This is a genomic window from Bradyrhizobium sp. USDA 4454, from assembly GCF_054822705.1.
Genome location: NZ_JBTRCN010000001.1, coordinates 1725060 through 1741538, shown reverse-complemented (window position 1 = coordinate 1741538; position 16479 = coordinate 1725060). Strand labels below are relative to the sequence as shown.

At 59.4% G+C, this 16479-nt stretch carries 10 protein-coding genes and 2 pseudogenes; 2 read left to right on the top strand and 10 right to left on the bottom strand.

The window, feature by feature from the left end; translation table 11 throughout:
- Positions 1-536: 536 nt before the first annotated feature.
- The 4 genes from cysN to noeE all read right to left on the bottom strand — a co-directional run bounded on the left by cysN (position 537) and on the right by noeE (position 4838).
- Positions 537-2423 carry a sulfate adenylyltransferase subunit CysN gene (gene cysN / locus ACVIW0_RS07840; protein WP_461351794.1) on the bottom strand — a complete coding sequence of 629 codons (1887 nt, stop codon included), beginning with the start codon at positions 2421-2423 and terminating at the stop codon, positions 537-539.
- Positions 2423-3322: a sulfate adenylyltransferase subunit CysD gene (gene cysD / locus ACVIW0_RS07835; protein ID WP_461351793.1), complete on the bottom strand. Its 900-nt coding sequence runs from the start codon at positions 3320-3322 to the stop codon at positions 2423-2425. Before cysD ends, cysN begins: the two co-directional genes overlap by 1 nt.
- 263 nt (positions 3323-3585) lie before the next feature.
- A complete protein-coding gene (locus tag ACVIW0_RS07830; RefSeq protein ID WP_461351792.1) occupies positions 3586-3792 on the bottom strand; it encodes a hypothetical protein in 207 nt (68 codons plus the stop codon).
- Positions 3793-3929: 137 nt separating this feature from the next.
- Positions 3930-4838, bottom strand: a complete 909-nt coding sequence (gene noeE / locus ACVIW0_RS07825; RefSeq protein ID WP_461351791.1) for a nodulation protein NoeE — start codon at positions 4836-4838, stop codon at positions 3930-3932.
- A gap of 670 nt (positions 4839-5508) precedes the next feature.
- On the opposite strand from noeE, the gene ACVIW0_RS07820 reads away from it, so the two are divergent.
- Complete coding sequence (locus ACVIW0_RS07820; protein WP_461357273.1) at positions 5509-6042, top strand: MarR family winged helix-turn-helix transcriptional regulator; 534 nt, start codon at positions 5509-5511, stop codon at positions 6040-6042.
- A 680-nt stretch (positions 6043-6722) separates the two neighbouring features.
- Here ACVIW0_RS07820 and ACVIW0_RS07815 read toward each other — a convergent pair.
- Both ACVIW0_RS07815 and ACVIW0_RS07810 read right to left on the bottom strand, forming a co-directional pair.
- Complete coding sequence (locus ACVIW0_RS07815) at positions 6723-6908, bottom strand: hypothetical protein (protein WP_076829490.1); 186 nt, start codon at positions 6906-6908, stop codon at positions 6723-6725.
- 1137 nt (positions 6909-8045) lie between these two features.
- Positions 8046-11321 (bottom strand): Ulp1 family isopeptidase, encoded by a 3276-nt coding sequence (locus ACVIW0_RS07810; protein ID WP_461351790.1) that lies wholly within the window; start codon positions 11319-11321, stop codon positions 8046-8048.
- 371 nt (positions 11322-11692) lie between these two features.
- Between ACVIW0_RS07810 and ACVIW0_RS07805 the strand changes: the two are divergent.
- Positions 11693-11954, top strand: a pseudogene (locus ACVIW0_RS07805) (IS66 family transposase); the annotation flags it as partial.
- Positions 11955-12083: 129 nt separating this feature from the next.
- On the opposite strand, the pseudogene ccoS reads toward ACVIW0_RS07805, so the two are convergent.
- The 4 genes and pseudogenes from ccoS to ccoG all read right to left on the bottom strand — a co-directional run.
- Positions 12084-12242, bottom strand: a pseudogene (gene ccoS / locus ACVIW0_RS07800) (cbb3-type cytochrome oxidase assembly protein CcoS); the annotation flags it as partial.
- A complete protein-coding gene (locus ACVIW0_RS07795; RefSeq protein ID WP_461357272.1) occupies positions 12242-14428 on the bottom strand; it encodes a heavy metal translocating P-type ATPase in 2187 nt (728 codons plus the stop codon). The gene ACVIW0_RS07795 and the pseudogene ccoS, both read right to left, overlap by 1 nt.
- Positions 14429-14440: 12 nt before the next feature.
- Positions 14441-14941: a FixH family protein gene (locus tag ACVIW0_RS07790; RefSeq protein WP_461351789.1), complete on the bottom strand. Its 501-nt coding sequence runs from the start codon at positions 14939-14941 to the stop codon at positions 14441-14443.
- 23 nt (positions 14942-14964) lie between these two features.
- Positions 14965-16434: a cytochrome c oxidase accessory protein CcoG gene (ccoG, locus tag ACVIW0_RS07785; protein WP_461351788.1), complete on the bottom strand. Its 1470-nt coding sequence runs from the start codon at positions 16432-16434 to the stop codon at positions 14965-14967.
- Between the last annotated feature and the right edge of the window lie 45 nt (positions 16435-16479).

The window sequence follows — 16479 nt, the reverse complement described above, 5'->3', positions numbered from 1 at the left end:
CGCTCTGCTGCCGCTGGACCGCTTCGTGCGGCTTCTATCCCGCCGTCAGCCGGCGTCGCGCGACTCGTTGGCGGAGATCGTGAGACACCGTGGCTCAGGAAAAAAGGTACTTTGCCCCTCAATCCCGGATGGCGGCGGGATCGAGGCGCCAGGACACTGCGGCTCTGCTGCACGAGAACCCGCCGCGGCGCTAGCCGCTCATGCAGAAAATAACGGTCGGTTGAAACACTCATGCGGCTGGAAAGCTGGCTTCCTCTCTGTCCATCGTCATGACGTCATAGACTCTGACCTGGAGCATGGGACGGCGCTTCTTAAGCTCTTGCGCTCCTGCCCAGGCGCCGTCTCTTGTCGCGAACTCGGGTTTCAATTGACCGTCGACTTCGAGCATATAACCGGAAGCGGGCAATCGACGAGTGGATGCAGCCATCTTAATCCCTTAGTATCGACGACTCTGATCGATGCTCCCACTTAACCCGAGTCGCCTTCGGCAGGCCAATAGGCAGGAGAGCGGCATCCGCGACCACGAAGCGACAGGTTTATCGCCGCTCATCGCAGAGGATTGCGCGCGCCATCACGGCGTCGACGACAACTTCCGCTGCTTGCTCTGGAGCCTGCTCCATCGTCCTGAGATGAATTTCCGGCATTATCGGCGCTTCGTAGGACGCATCGATGCCTGTGAAGTTCTTGATCTCACCGGCTTTAGCCTTTGAGTAGAGACCTTTTGGATCCCGCCTTGCGCATTCCTCGATTGGCGTATCGACAAAGACTTCGATGAACTCGTCCTTGCCAATTAGGCTGCGAACCATGTCTCGTTCGGACCTGTAGGGGGAGATGAACGAGCAGATCACGATCAAGCCGCTGTCCAGCATCAACTTGGCAACGTGTCCAACGCGCCGAATGTTCTCCTCCCGCTCAGCCTTCGAGAAGCCTAGGTCCGCGTTCAATCCGTTCCGGAGGTTGTCACCATCTAGCAGCATGGCATGCCGCGACATTGCGAGCAGCTTCTGATCAACCATGTTGGCGATCTTCGACTTTCCCGCGCCAGACAGACCGGTGAACCAGACGATGCAAGGCTTCTGATCCTTGAGCGCGGCGCGCTCACTCCTGCCCACCGAAAGCGCCTGCCAGGGAACATTGGTGGCCCGCCGCAGCGGAAACGCAATCATGCCGGCGCCGACCGTACGATTGGTGTAACGATCAATGACGATAAATGATCCGGTTTTCCGGTTGACGTCGTAAGGATCGAATGCGGCGGGCAGTGTGGTCTCAACATTGCAGAACGCGATCTCATTGAGAGAAAGCGTCTCGGCCGCCAGGTGCTCACATGTGTTGACATCGATCCGGTGCCTGATTGCGGTAATGCTGCCGGCGACCGTCTGCGAGCCAATCCGCAGGATGTAATTTCGTCCGGGAGCGAGCGGCTCGTTGTCCATCCAGATCAGATAAGCGGTGAATTGATCGGCGACGCTGGGTCGTTCGGTTGGCCGCGACAGAAGATCGCCACGGCCGATATCGATCTCGTCTTCCAACGTAATGGTGACGGCATCGCCGGCTTCGGCGTCGACAAGGTCGCCATCATGGGTCACGATCCGCTTGATGCGTGTGGTCCGTCCGGATGCGGCGACAACGATCTCGTCGCCTGCCGAGATCCTGCCGGAAGCCACCGATCCGGCGTAGCCGCGAAAATCCGGGTCGGGCCGGTTCACCCATTGGACCGGAAAGCGGAAAGCCTGGCTTGCAGTGTCGGCCTGGATATCGATGCTCTCCAAATGCTCCATCAGGCATGGACCATGGTACCACTTGGTATGAGCGGACCGGTCAACGACGTTGTCGCCGTGGCGGGCAGAGATCGGGATCGGAACAATCGAGCTAAAGCCAAGGCCGGCGGCAAAGGCCAGATAGCTGGCGACGATCCGATCGAAAGCAACCTTGCTGTATGCGACAAGGTCGATCTTGTTCACTGCCAGCACAACGTGGCGAATGCCAAGCAGCGAACAGATGAAGGAGTGGCGGCGGGTCTGAACCAACACGCCCTTGCGTGCATCGATCAGGATGATTGCGAGCTGCGCATTCGAGGCGCCTGTTGCCATGTTGCGGGTGTACTGCTCGTGACCGGGAGTGTCAGCCACCATGAAAGAGCGCCGCGGCGTCGTGAAGAAGCGATAGGCGACGTCGATCGTGATGCCCTGCTCCCGTTCAGCCTCGAGCCCGTCGACGAGCAGCGCGAAGTCGATGTCGGCGCAGCCGTGCCTGATGCTGTCGCGTTTCACTGCCACAAGCTGATCTTGGTAGATCATCTTGCTGTCGTGCAACAACCGCCCGATCAGCGTCGATTTTCCATCGTCCACCGAGCCGCATGTTATGAATCGCAGCTGGTCCCCTGCACGATGGTGGACAGGTTTCGATATTGCTGTGGAAGTCATCAGAAGTAACCTTCCCGCTTCTTCTTTTCCATCGAAGCGGCTTCATCGGTATCAATCAGACGTCCCTGACGCTCCGACACCGTGGCAGTCTGCATTTCTGCGACGACGTCTTCGATCGTCGTCGCATCGGATTCAATGGCGCCGCTCAAGGGATAACATCCCAGCGTGCGAAAGCGGATCATGCGCATTTGCGGCCTCTCATCGCAGTTGAGCGGCAATCGCTCGTCGTCGACCATGATCGTCGCGCCATTTCGGCGCACGGTCGGTCTCTGCTTTGCGAAGTAGAGCGGGACGACAGGGATCTTTTCGAGCATGATATATTCCCATACATCGAGCTCAGTCCAATTTGACATCGCAAACACGCGCATGCTTTCGCCCTGGCGTATCCGTGTGTTGAACAGGCTCCAGAGCTCCGGCCGCTGGTTGCGGGGGTCCCATACGTGTCCGGCCGAACGGAAGGACAGTATCCGTTCCTTGGCGCGGCTCTTTTCCTCGTCACGCCTGGCTCCGCCAAGCGCGGCATCAAATCCGTAAAGCTCGAGCGCCTGCTTCAGGGCGTCGGTCTTCATCACCTGGGTATGAAGCGCCGAGCCGGAGTCGATCGGATTGATCCCGCGCGCAATGCCCTCCTCATTCACGTGGACGATCAGCTCGACGCCGAGCCGCTTGGCCGTCGCGTCCCGGAAGCTGATCATCTCGCGGAACTTCCAAGTCGTGTCGACGTGAAGCAGGGGGAAAGGCAATTCTGCCGGGTAGAACGCCTTGATCGCAACGTGCAGCAGCACGCTCGAGTCTTTTCCGATCGAGTAAAGCATGACCGGCCTTTTGAACTCGGCGGCCACCTCACGCATGATTTCGATCGATTCAGCTTCAAGACGGCGCAGATGTTTTGGCAGCATATATGTTCTTTTCGATGCAAGCTCTGGTTCTGCAGCGCCGGCCTAGAGGAGGAATGTCTGGTGTGGAACAAGCTCGCCGGTGCGTGGCTATCAAAGCGATCAAGTACCGATTTAGCAGCAGACTAGCCGACACGCCTGGGGCATGTCGCATTCCACCGCAGTGCCGCCGGCCCTCGCACGTTATTGGCGCAGATCAGCTCGTTGGGGGTGAGAATCCTGGCTAAATCAGCCAGCGTGTTTTGATCGCAAGCATCCAGATCACCTTAAGCGATATTGACGATCTGCTCAAGCCGGGCGACCTCGGCTCGCAAGATCTCGATAGCCGCATCACGAGTCCGAATAGCATCCAGCCCTGCAGCTCGATCAGCTTCCGACGCCAACAGTGCCTGCTGCAGCTGCGCTTTTATTGGATCGGCCAGCCGCACATTTTCGCTGGCGGCGGACAGCTCTTGCGCCTGCACCAAGGACATGTCGCACGTGGTACGAACGTTCTCTGGAAGCTGCGGAGCAGTGTGGACTTGCCCGGATTGAGATGGCTCGGACAATGCTCTCGCCCTGCCAGTTCGCAAATCCCACCAGGTTCGGAATATCTGTCGGTAGAGTTCAGTTACCTGGGCCCCCCTATCCACAACTCCGGCTTGCTGTGCATGCAGCAGTTCCGCCTCATATCCGATTTCTGTAAAAGCTCGGTGCCGACCAGATCGGTCACAGTTTGCATTTCTTCGACGCTTAGTTGGGATTGCCATGCCTTGACCGAGCTTTCATCGACTGCATTTCGGTCCAGGATTTTTCGATCCCCAAAGCTGCTGCATCGAAGATAATCCACTTGTCCCATGCTGGCCGCCGCGGTCGCCGCGGGATCACAGTCGAGCCCACTTAGCAGGCGCCGAAGCTCTTCGTCTGGATGCGTCACGAGAAGCTCATATCGTACCAGCTGTGTGCGCGGGCGCGAGCGGTGCGCCGCGAGCATCGGAAGGCCCAGAACCAAATCGGCAACAGAAGATATTAAGGCATCAGGCAGACGGAGCATGAGATCGGCGAGACTAGATGCGCTGACCGAGTAGGAGCTTTCGGCGCGAAGCGGGATGCCCCACGTGGATTTCAGTGAAGCCGCAATGGCATAAGGATTGCGCATCAAAAGGATATGAGGCGCTTCTGGATAGACACATTCAAGGAATTCGAGCGCCGTCCAATAGCGTGGAGTTTTGTCTATGATGATCCGCTTGCCCGCTGCTGCCACGTACTGACCGTATGCTGCATCGGCAAAAGCACGACTGGCAATCGTCCGATCGACGCGCCCCAGGAATTCGGACGTTGCGCCCTCAATCAGCAAAGATCCTGCTGGGTGGCGCTGATCTACCCTGCCAAACGCCTCGAGCGCCAGCATCAACCAGGGTTCAGGCGGAGCTACAATATCTGGATGTTGCTGGAGCAGGTGCGCCAGGAGTGTCGTCCCGGCTCGTGGAAGTCCGAGGAGAAAGCAGACCACGGGCGAATCGCTAGCAGCACAACTCATGATTCAGGCCCCATACTCGGAAAGCGAACCGCGTTCGATTGAGCGAAATAAAGCCGGTCAGTTGAGGCGGCCGCTCGTATACCAAGCGTTACTGCTACGGCTGCCACCCATGATTTGAAAGCCGTTAAGTTCAATCGATTGCGGGATCGCGAGCGCTTGACAGCTGCGATCGCTTCCGATTGCTCGACAGTAGAGACCAAGTCAAGGACCAGCGCAACGGCACGAAGGTTTGCTGTGCATATGGGAAGGATAGAATGAACTATACGGAAGTTTACCGGGTAACGACCGCGGCGCATGGGACTATACTAAATGCGATCGACGCGATGCCGCTTGCCGGGCCGTTGAAAACATAAATGCGACATGCACCTCGCTAACGCTCGGCGTACACGGAGAAGTTCGACAAATAGAGCGGACAGGCTGGCGAGCGGGACAAAGAACGAGAACATCTCAAATGGCAGGGCGGATCAATTCTCTTCAGCACGCGATATCGATCTCGGCGCAACTGCCCGCTGCTGCTCGGCCAACACAATGAGCGTCTACCCACCTGCCCGTCGCAAGTCCCACATCCGTCCGAAGTGTACCAACTATCTGACTTGCTTGTTCTTGCGGCGTTGTCCCGATTTCTAATCCGCGCTAATGGAAGTCTGTGAAGGATGGAACCTTGGCCCAGATGCCGCCGGATTTACCTAATGCAGCAACCGCGCCTTATCGTATCGCCACTGACGAACAGGAGATATTCCGGCCGTTCATGTGGGAGATCAGATCGATCAGTGCCTGCCTCGAAGAACTCGCCAAATTCCGCGCCAATATGCTTGGCATCACTGGGCCACAGTGGATGATCCTGATGGCAGTGGACTACCTGGGCAAAGAAAAAGGTGTGTCCGTCAACCTGGTGTCACGGTTGATGCACGTCGATCCTTCTTTCGTCACGACCCACTCAAAAGTCTTGGAGAAAAAGGGATTCCTGCGGCGCAAACCCTCCACAGCCGATGCGCGAGTAGTTGAGATGTCGCTGACCGCCAAGACGAGCAAGCATCTCGCAAGCTTGACGCCTCGAGAGGAAGCGCATGATGTACAGGCTTTTGACGAATTCGGCCCTGACGGATCAAGCGAGTTCATTACCGGGCTGGCCGCAGTGAGGCATCGCTTGGAGAAGGCCCGCTCTGGCCTCCAGAAGACCAAAACGAGCAATCGTCAGAAATGAAGCTGGCTAACCATCCGACTCTCCCGGCCTTCGAATATTTCGTGAGGCAGCGCGGTCGAAGGTGGTTATGGTCCCTTCACACCGCCGAAGGCGCGCAGGTGATGATGGGTTTCGCTCGCAATCGCTCCGCCGCCGTCTATCAAGCCAACAGAGCGCTTTTTCAGTTGCTGCTGAGCGCGCCTTATCGCTTGGCAGCTCAAGTTCACCAACAAACTCCGCGGCCACCGCTTACGTCAAAGCTTTAGCCTGGCATGAGCTTCAACTGCGGCGGCGTGGGTGTCAAGACTTGCAGCGATGCGGTTTGCTAATTGGAGCGCCCCTTCTCGCCGTCACCGAGAACAATCGAGGCCCTTAACAGCGATCCCTTACATGCTTCGAACGCTTAACGGGAACGAGCGACCATCGAAACAATTTCCAGCCTGGAAACATTCGAAGCAGGACCGGTCGTAAGATTGTCTTGTCGCTGTCGATCGTAAAGAGCAAAGCGGCCTTCGCGGCCGTGCTCCTTTAACCTCAAGGATCACGAAGCACTGGAGCCCTTTCCTCGAGAGTGACAGAGCAAGCGCGTGAAAAGCTCTTTCCACACAGCAATTGGCAGCCCGTGCAAAACAATTTTAACGGCCGTAAAGGGCGGCCTGCGGGCCGCCCTTTTGTGCCGGCTACCGGCGCTGCCAAGTAAGCTAGCGCTGATGTCCGAGTCCTATTCCGAGATTTAACGCCTTCTGGCGCAACGCTCCGACGCTGCGTTTGGTCATTTTTGCAATTTTTATGACGGGAGTCCGAGCCTTCGAATGGACTTTGAGCTCCTTGATATCTGCCTTGGTCCACTCGCGCCGCTTAACGCGTTTCTTGGTTGCTTTTTTCACAGTGAATGCTCCTTTTGAGAGGAGCGGCTTGTAACATAGTTTTTTCGGAGCGACGACCGTAAAAAAGAGGCAATCATAGGAACTCGCTCCATCATATGTCTTCAGAAGACAAGGCACCTCGACTATTATTGTAAACTTAGTACAGATGCCGTCTTGAGAGGCTTCGCCTGGTTATTCGAAGCTATGCCCGCAGACTAACATGTTGCTGAAAGGAAGTGAGCAAGCAGGGCATGGTAAGCTTGAACAAACTCTGAATCGGGCATGTTCGTGATTTGTATTAGGCGTGGAGGCTTCAACGCTCGATAACCGTGAGACATCGTAGCGTCTCTACCACGATCGCCCTACTACGCTTGGCGCACTGCACTGTCTAGACTGTCAGAGCCTCCTTGCGCTGGCGAGAACACCAGATCGAATCTCCTCTTCGTACCCGTCGTCCGGTCTCGGCTCAAGGTTGGTGGAACAAGTGTGTTCTTATGAAGAGGCACTTTCACCTCTCTTGACGCGAGCCGAGAACGGCAAACGCCGCGATTAACCGCCCGCGATGATCTCTCATAGAGAGGCTTCGGCTGACATGAAGACAAGCGACCACCGCTTCAGCCTTGATGGCGCGATCCCTCCAATTTTCTTTTTGATGTGATGCATGCATATTTGGCGAAAGAAAGATGAGGCCGACGCCTGTTAGTCCGCGATCGGTGTTGTTGCGCCGCGAAAAATGCGGCCGCCTTATTGGGCCAAGGCGCGATAAGATGGCTTAGCCGGACCGATCCAAAGCTGACCGGTATTATCGATCGACTTTTTCCTCGCCGCGAGGCCGGCTCAAGCTTGCTGGACAATGCGATCTCGCGGTGTCTCGGTAGCCGGACGTGCTGCCGAGCATTTGTTGCTGATCATCGCGAATTGCTGCCCTGGTAATGGAAGCTCCTGCGCCGAGCCGACAAGCCCGCCGATCAGCAGGTCGCCTGACCTTCACGGAATGCCATCCATGGAGGTCGCCGTGTGCCCGCGTTCATGCGTCGCTCAGGTGGTCTCCTCGTATGCGTACTCGGCTCCTCACGCGAGACACGATGATGCTTTGCGAACACACCGATTGCGGATTTTCGATCGGCGAGAAGCGCATTTTACCGGCACGCGCCCCGTTCAGCTGAAGCCGACACCAGCGCCCAGTCGGTCCCGCAGTGCCGGTCGACTGATGACAAGATCGTTGAGGTTGAGGTTCAGGTCCGGCCGTCTTGCTGCCAATCGTCTTACAAGTTCCCGGGTGCCGTCCACGACAAAGACGCCGCAGTCATAGCCGTTCTGCTGCTGTCTTATCGGGGCCCGTTGCAGGTTAGCGTCGAGCCGTCCTGCGAGCAGCGCTGCGGGCCTGTCATTGTATCCCTGGGTGGAGTCATAGTGAAAGGCGATCGGCCCTCCCCAATTGCGGCGGTCAACCAGCAGCAGCGACCAGTGACTGCCGCGCTGATGTCTATCCGTATCGCTGGCATCGCTTACCGGCAGAAACAGGAAGTCGGCGGTATCGTGACGAACCCACCCTAATGCTCGTTCGGCTATCTCCTTGGAGGGGGATCGCAACATTTGGGCTATCAGGGGATCCACGAACCGCGTCCGGGCGGCGAGATCCGGATTGTTCTGCAGCAACTCCTGCGCCAGGAGCTCATAGTCCCGCTGGATATGCTCGTCACCCAGCCACTGCGTGGGGCCGAGGACGGCTTCGCTGCGCTGGCCGGAAGAGGCAACGGTAGCCGAGGGGCCGATCTGAGCACCCGGGACGGGAGACGGGCGAGGATGATGGATGACCTGCGCACCGCGGCGTCCTCGCGGCCCCAATGGGATCGAGCCGGTGTCACCATTGACGGAGACCTGGGTTGGGCCGCTGGACTGGGGCGGCAGGACCCCGATGTTATCCAGGACATCGCGTAAGAAATCCGGCACCGGCTGGCGGCCGTCCTGCCAATCCGGGTCGACTCGGTGTCCGATGACCTCAAGCGCCTGAAGTACGCCCGACCGCCCGACGAAGAACGCGGGTTTACCGGCAGGGCTGAGCACCGGCGCTGACTGAGCATCGTCGCGCATCTGCTGCGGCGTGTTCGGCAGATCAACGAAAGACTGAAGACTGCGGAAGGTGTCTGCCGACTGAGCTAGCGCGTCCCATGGTTTGGTGAAGAGCGGTTTGGCGACAGCCCCACCCACCGGTGCTGACTGAGCATCGTCAAGTATCTGCTGCGGCGTGTACGGCAGATCAACGAAAGACTGAAGACCGCGGAAGGTGTCTGCCGACTGAGCTGGCGCGCCCGATGGTCCGGTGAAGAGCGGCGGTTTGGCGGCAGCCCCACCCACCGCCGCTGACTGAGCATCGTCACGCATCTGCTGCGGCGTGTACGGCAGATCAACGAAAGACTGAAGACCGCGGAAGGTGTCTGCCGATTGAGCTGGCGTGTCCGATGGTTTGGTGAAGAGTGGTTTGGCGACAGCCCCACCCACCGGCGCTGACTGAGCATCGTCGCGCATCTGCTGCGGCGTGTTCGGCAGATCAACGAAAGACTGAAGACCGCGGAAGGTGTCTGCCGACTGAGCTAGCGCGTCCCATGGTTTGGTGAAGAGCGGTTTGGCGACAGCCCCACCCACCGGTGCTGACTGAGCATCGTCAAGCATCTGCTGCGGCGTGTACGGCAGATCAACGAAAGACTGAAGACCGCGGAAGGTGTCTGCCGGCTGAGCTGGCGCGTCCGATGGTCCGGTGAAGAGCGGCGGTCTGGCGGCAGACCTATCCACCGGCGCTGACTGAGCATCGTCGCGCATCTGCTGTGGCGTGTACGGCAGATCAACGAAAGACTGAAGACTGCGGAAGGTGTCTGCCGACTGAGCTGGCGCCTCCGATGGTTTGGTGAAGAGCGGCGGTTTGGCGACAGCCCCACCCACCGGCGCTGACTGAGCATCATCAAGCATCTGCTGCGGCGTGTACGGCAGATCAACGAAAGACTGAATTCCGCGGAAGGTGTCTGCCGACCGAGTTGGGGCGGCAGCCCTACCCACCGGCACTGACTGAGCATCGTCGCGCATCTGCTGTGGCGTGTACGGCAGATCAACGAAAGACTGAAGTCCGCGGAAGGTGTCTGCCGACTGAGCTGGGGCGACAGCCCCACCCACCGGCACTGACTGAGCATCGTCTCTCACTTCCTGCGAGGCGTACGGCAGGTCAACGAAAGAGTCGAGACCTCGGTAGATCGCCGACGACCCCTCTGGTACCGCTTCCGGCGTCGGCCGCTCAAAATCGTGCGGCAGGTGCGGCGACCACGTTGAGCTCGACTCGACACGCCGCGGCTCCCCACCCGCCTGCTCAGGGGAGACGCCCAGCGCAGCGTTCGCCTCGACGAGGCATAGGTAGCTCCGGAGACGATCGAAGCCCATGTCAGCGTTTCGACTGGCTTTTTTAAAGTCCGTGTGATCGTCGTTCAACGACTTTTGCTGCTCACTGGTGCCGGTGAGCCGGCTCACTATGCTCCCTCGCCCGTTCCTCTGGAGCCAAGCACCGAATCTTCGTTGGTTGCCGGCCAGATTTTGAACAACTTTTCTCCGGCTACTATCCTCGGGTTTGAGCAGGTTCAGCTCTGCCTTTTCCAGGCTATCAATGATGCGGGCGTCATCGGGATAAAGTTGCAATGCGGGCGACGGGACAGCATGACGGCGGGATTTCCGAGACACACCCACTCCGGAAACGTGCCCGGCATCGCCGACCTTGCCTAACGCGAACAATAGATGCTCGTCCTTTGGGAATAACTTCCGAGCAAATTCAATGCGCGCAGCTTGGTCCAGCCCGGATATCGAGTAGCCCGCAAGCTTGAGCGCGTTAGAAAATCTGCGAAGACTACGATCATGACGCGCAGCGCTGTCTGAAGTCATGCCGCTGGCATTAAGCCGCTCTGAGAGGGGCGCGTCTTCCGCTGAGGGGATCGTGCGCGGCCGTCCGCCAGAAGCTACATAGGTCGGATCATGATACGAACGAAGGATATTCAACCCCTTCTTCATGTCTTCGTCCTTTGGGAAGTAAGTCTTGACGTGACGGACCAAGGACTCGTGGGCCCCCAGAACAATCGTTTGGCGATGGGCGCCAAGATGATTTCCAAGTCGGCGAAGCGCCTGGGTATAGCGCTTAACCGTCTTCGGGTTTGGTTTTTTCTGATTCTTATATTGGGCAATCGCCTTATCGATAATGTTCCGATGTTCTGCAGAGAGATGGGGATGGTGGTTGCGGCCGCCACCAGAGACAGGACCCGGATCGGGCGGGCGCGCCTCGGCCAAGTGCTGCTCAAAGCCCGCTTGCCGGGCATGGCCGCCCTGGTGCTCTTCCAAGACGGCGTGCTGCACCTGGGACCAAGCTGTTACATTGGATGGATCGGAATTGTACGGGTCCACGCTAGCCTCACGTCAAAGAAATCCATTGAGCGGATCCTATCTGGACAGGCTTTCCAGAAGCTGACGAGGCCGTCGTGCGGGAAACATTGCATCGCACATCCGCAAAATGGAACTGCCCCGCGGCTCTCGATCGTCGCGGGGGTTCATGGGTTTCAGGACCCACCTTCCTTGCCGCCGATGACGCCTTTCGCCGGCATGGGAGCCGAGGACTCGTCATCGCTCCGGTTGCAAAGCAGCATACGGCGGCGCCGCAGGTGCACGCATGGGTGCCAAGCCACAGTTGATCCGGATCGTTCTCGCAAATCCGCGACGAGCCTTCCGCGATTCGCTCCTCCTGCATTCGCCCTCTCATCGGCTATTCACGGAGAGCGCGCTGGGACGACTTCGCCCGCTTCCTCGACGATGGCAGGATCTGCATGACCACAATTGTGCTGAGCGTGCATTGAGAGGCATCGTTTTGGAAGGTGGAACTGGACCTTCGCCGGCAGCCAGCGCGGCGCCAACCGGGCCGCCATCATGTTGACGATGATCACGACCTGTCGCCTTAACAAGGTCAACCCAAGGCTTGGTTCGCACACGTCCTCGCCGGTATCGCCAAATCTTCCCGCATCGCGTCTCCACGAATTGCCCTGATCAACAAGTTGTCGCTGCCTGTCCTTGGACCGCGCGTCTCTCAGTTGCGCCGCGGACCGCCGGAACGGCCGAGCTAGCACTCTCGTCCCAGCGCGGACCGTCGCAACTACGCTGGCCCATCTGCACTATTTGGACCGGCGCCTCGACGGGCTCGTCATCCGCGAGAGCGCGCCAAGCCGCGCCATCGAGATCGTCATACTGACCACTGTTCAGCGACCACAGAAAGCCGAGCAGGCCAACGAAGCCCAGTGCAAGAGCGAGTGGAACCAGATAGAGCAGAACCTCCATCAGACCGCCTCGCCCCTTCGCGCCCGCAGCGCATTGAGCATGACCAGCACGGACGAACCTGACATCGCCGCGGCGGCAATCAGCGGCGTCACCAGGCCGGCGATCGCAACCGGGACTGCCAGGACATTGTAGACGACAGCGAGCCCAAGGTTCTGCCGCATCAGCCGCAGCGCCTTGCGCGAGGTCATAACTGCCGTCATCACGGGCCGAAGACGCTCACCGAGGAAGACCGCATCAGCGACCGCCTGGCTCATATGAGTGGCCGTAACAGGCGACATCGAGGCATGAGCCGTTGCGAGCGCGGGCGCGTCGTTCAAGCCATCGCCGACCATCAGCACCTTGTATCCCTCGTCCGTCAGGCCTTCGACCCTGGCGACCTTATCCGTCGGCGAGACGCCGGCGCGCCAATTTTGAATGCCGAGCGTCTCGGCCGTGCGCCGAACTGCTGGCTCGCGATCTCCCGACACGATCTCTACCACGACCCCAAGGCTCGCGAGGCCCGCGACGACCTCGGGCGCGTCTGGCCGCATGCGTTGGCGGACGGCGAAGACGTGCTTGCTGTCGCCGTGTCTAAAGGCGACGATAGAAGCCTCTGGATCTCGGCAAAGAGCCTCGTCGGCGAGGCTGTCAGCGCCGCAGAAGGACGGGCGGCCGAGCCGGATCTCCGACCCTTGATAGTAACCCCTAACGCCCTGCCCCAGCTCCTCTTCGATATCGGCCAGCGGCTCGCTTGCGCCAGCAGCTCGCGCCACGGCCGTGGCGACCGGATGGCGGCTCGATAATGCAAGCTGGCCCGCCAATTTGACGACATCGTCCGGAATGTTGGCGAGATTGGCGACATCGAGCTCCGGCAACGTCAGCGTTCCGGTCTTGTCGAAGACCACCCGGTTCACTTCGGCCATGCGCTCGATCGCATCCCCGGCGTTAAGCAGCACTCCGAACCTGAACAGCACGCCGGACGCCACGGTCTGCACCGCTGGTATAGCCAGACCCAGCGCGCAAGGGCACGTGATGATCAAGACCGCGATCGCCGTGACGATCGCATCATGGAAGGTTGCGCCAGAGGCAAGCCAACCGAGCATCGTCAGAAAGGCAGTTGCATGGACGATCGGGGCATAGAGCCGCGAGGCACGCTCGGCTAGGCGTAGGTAGCGCGAGCGAGCCTGCAGGGCATGATCAAGTAGCCGAGAAATCTCGGCGAGCAGCGTGTCCTGCGAGGCCGCCACCGCGCGAACGCGCAAGGTACCCGATCGCACCAATGTACCGGCGAACACTGCGCTGCCAGGCACCACTAGCGCGGGTAAGGTCTCACCCGTAATGAGGCTTTGATCAACCTCGGAGCGGCCGTCGATCACGTCGCCATCGACGGTACAGCATTCGCCGGGGCGGACCAGCACGACGTCGCCCGGTTTGATCGTTGATGCCGGAACGGTTTTGATCTCCGTCGGGCTTATGAACTTCGCGGCGGTCTCCGCCTTGAGCGCGGCAAGATTGCCGGCGAAGGCGCGGGTGCGCCGCCTCACGTTCTGGTCGAGATAGCGGCCTGCGAGTAGGAAGGCGATCAACATGATCGCCGCGTCAAAATATGCATGCTCGGCATGAGCGATGGTCTCGATCAGCGAAGTCGCCAACGCGAGCACGATGCCGATGCTGATCGGCACGTCCATATTGGCCCCGCGCGCCCGTAGCGCGGTAAAGGCTGAGAACAGGAACGGCTGCGCCGAATAAGCCGCGGCGGGAAGCACGATCAGCGCGGAGAGCCAGTGAAAGAAGTCGCGCTGCTCCGGCAGCATGTCCGAGACATTGCCGGACCATACCGGGATCGAGAGCATCATAACGTTCATCGCGGCAAAAACAGCCACGCCCAGCCGCCGCAGCAAGTCCCGCGCCCGCTCCGCTTCCAGTGTCTCCGCATTGTCCCGTTGAAAGGGATATGCGCGATAGCCCAGTTCAGCGAGCCGCTTGATGAACAGCGCTGGATCGAGCGCACCGGCTTTCCATTCCAGCGCCAGTCGGTTGTCGGTGAGATTCACGCGCGCCGAGGTCACGTCCGGAATGCTCGATAGATTGCGCTCGATCTTGCCCATGCAGCCCGCGCAATTGATCCCTTCTACCGCGAGGTCGAGTTGGATGAAGCCGGTGCCTGTCCTCTTCAAATAGTGCGAAAAGTCAACGTCCTCCTGCATGCTCATCTGCCCTCAATCCAAGACGATGCGATTTTTCGACAAAAACATGCGGCGGCCGTCAGCGCCGCCTTCGATCACGAGATCCCACCGTCCGACAGCGACCCCTGCGGCGTCCCCCCGGTAGGTTCCAGCACTGCGCTCCACGACGTTGATCGCGCGATCGGCCCGGCGGTCCACCGGTCGCTCGAGCCGGGCCTCGAAATTCATTCCTACGAGAGGCGCGCCTGCGCGGTCGCGCGCCTCGATCGCAAGCACCGCCCGGCCATCGAACTGCCGTTGGACATGTACCTGCACCTGCCAGCTTCGCTCGTTCTGGTCCCGCGCCGCCAGGATCTCACGCTGATAGGCGAGGCTCGCGCTGTAGGCGCTGTCAACCTCAGTTCCTGGCAGCGTCGTGATGGCAAAGCGCATCATGATCAAATTAGCGCCAATCACGACGGAGAAGAAAGCCAGTATGGCGATCAGGACAAAGCGTCCGGTGATGGGCCTTGCGGCTGGAGTTGATGCGGTCATTGGCAAGATCTCGTCAGTAATTCTTAGGGGAAGACGAAGTGGTCCGTTGCGGTGGCGACCTCACCGAGGCCAATGTCGGTGACCCGAAATGTCACCGGCATCGACCGTTCCGACGTGTCGTCGGCCGGCGCGGTCACCAACAAGCGGAGTTCTGTCGTGGTATCGCGAGCCAGGACGATCGTCGGTCGTTCCACGGTCACAGAATCTACGCCGACGACGTGGACGGACGTTTGGGGCGGCCCATCGATGTCGATCGCAATGACCCGGTCGAACGCGAGTTTGTTAAGCAAGCGTACCGTGTAGCCGTTGCGAATGGAACCATCGCTGAGCCTGACCGCTATCGGATTGCGATCGTGCAGCACGTTGATGTCGAGCAGTGTTCTGGACAACACCCCATAGAGCATCATCGCACAGACGACCGAGATCAAAGACGCATATACGATCGTCCGCGGGCGTACCGGCTTGAACACCTCCGACTTGCCTTCCATTCGGCGCCTGATATTGATGTCGTTGTCATAACCAATCAGGCGACTTGCGCGCCCGATCTTCTTCATGACGGCATCGCAGGCGTCGATACATAGCCCGCACTGGATGCAGCCGAGCTGGGCGCCGTTGCGAATATCAACGCCGGTCGGACAGACCGCCGCGCATTGATTGCAATCGATGCAGTCTCCGATCTTTTCGCCCCGCGCGCGCAGATCGAATGACTTCTTCAACGAGCAGCGCTGTTCGCCGCGATCGTATTTGTAGGTGACATTGAGTGCCCACTCGTCGGTGAGCGCGGCCTGGATGCGCGGCCAGGGACACATATACACGCAAACCTGTTCGCGCATGTGGCCGGCCAACAGGTACGTCGTAGCGGTCAGGATGCCGATCCAGGTATAGGCGATCGCGGGCGCCTGGAATGTCGCCAGATCGCGCACCAATGTATGCGCGTCCGCGAAGTAGAGCACCCAGGCACCACCCGTCCACCAGGCGATCATCAACCAGACCGCGTGTTTTAGCGCGCGCTTTGCCGCCCGCCCCACTGTCATCGGGCGTGCGGCGGCCCTCAGTCGGTCGCGACGGTCGCCCTCGATCCAACGCTCTACCGCATAGAACAGATCGGTCCATGCCGTTTGCGGGCAGAGATAGCCGCACCAAATACGTCCGCCCAGGGCGTTCATCAAGAATAGTGCCAGCGCGGCAAGCACGAGCAGCCCGGTGAAGTAATAAAGCTCCTGCGGCCACAACTCGATGAAGAAAAAGTAGAACCGCCGGTTCGGGAAATCGAGCAACACCGCCTGGTCAGGAACGCCTAAGCCACGACGCCAACGCACGAACGGCAGTAAATAGTAGATGCCCAGACACACCACCATCAGCCGCCATTTGATCGTGCGGAAAGTGCCGCAGACGCTCTGCGGCTGGACCTTCTTATGAGCTGTATAGAGAGCCCCATCTTCGCCGATCGGCGGGTTATCGCGCGCACCAGTCTTGTTCAGGGCTAGCTTCATGGCCGACCTTACATCTGGCACGGGTGACTGATTTAGAGCCTTGTC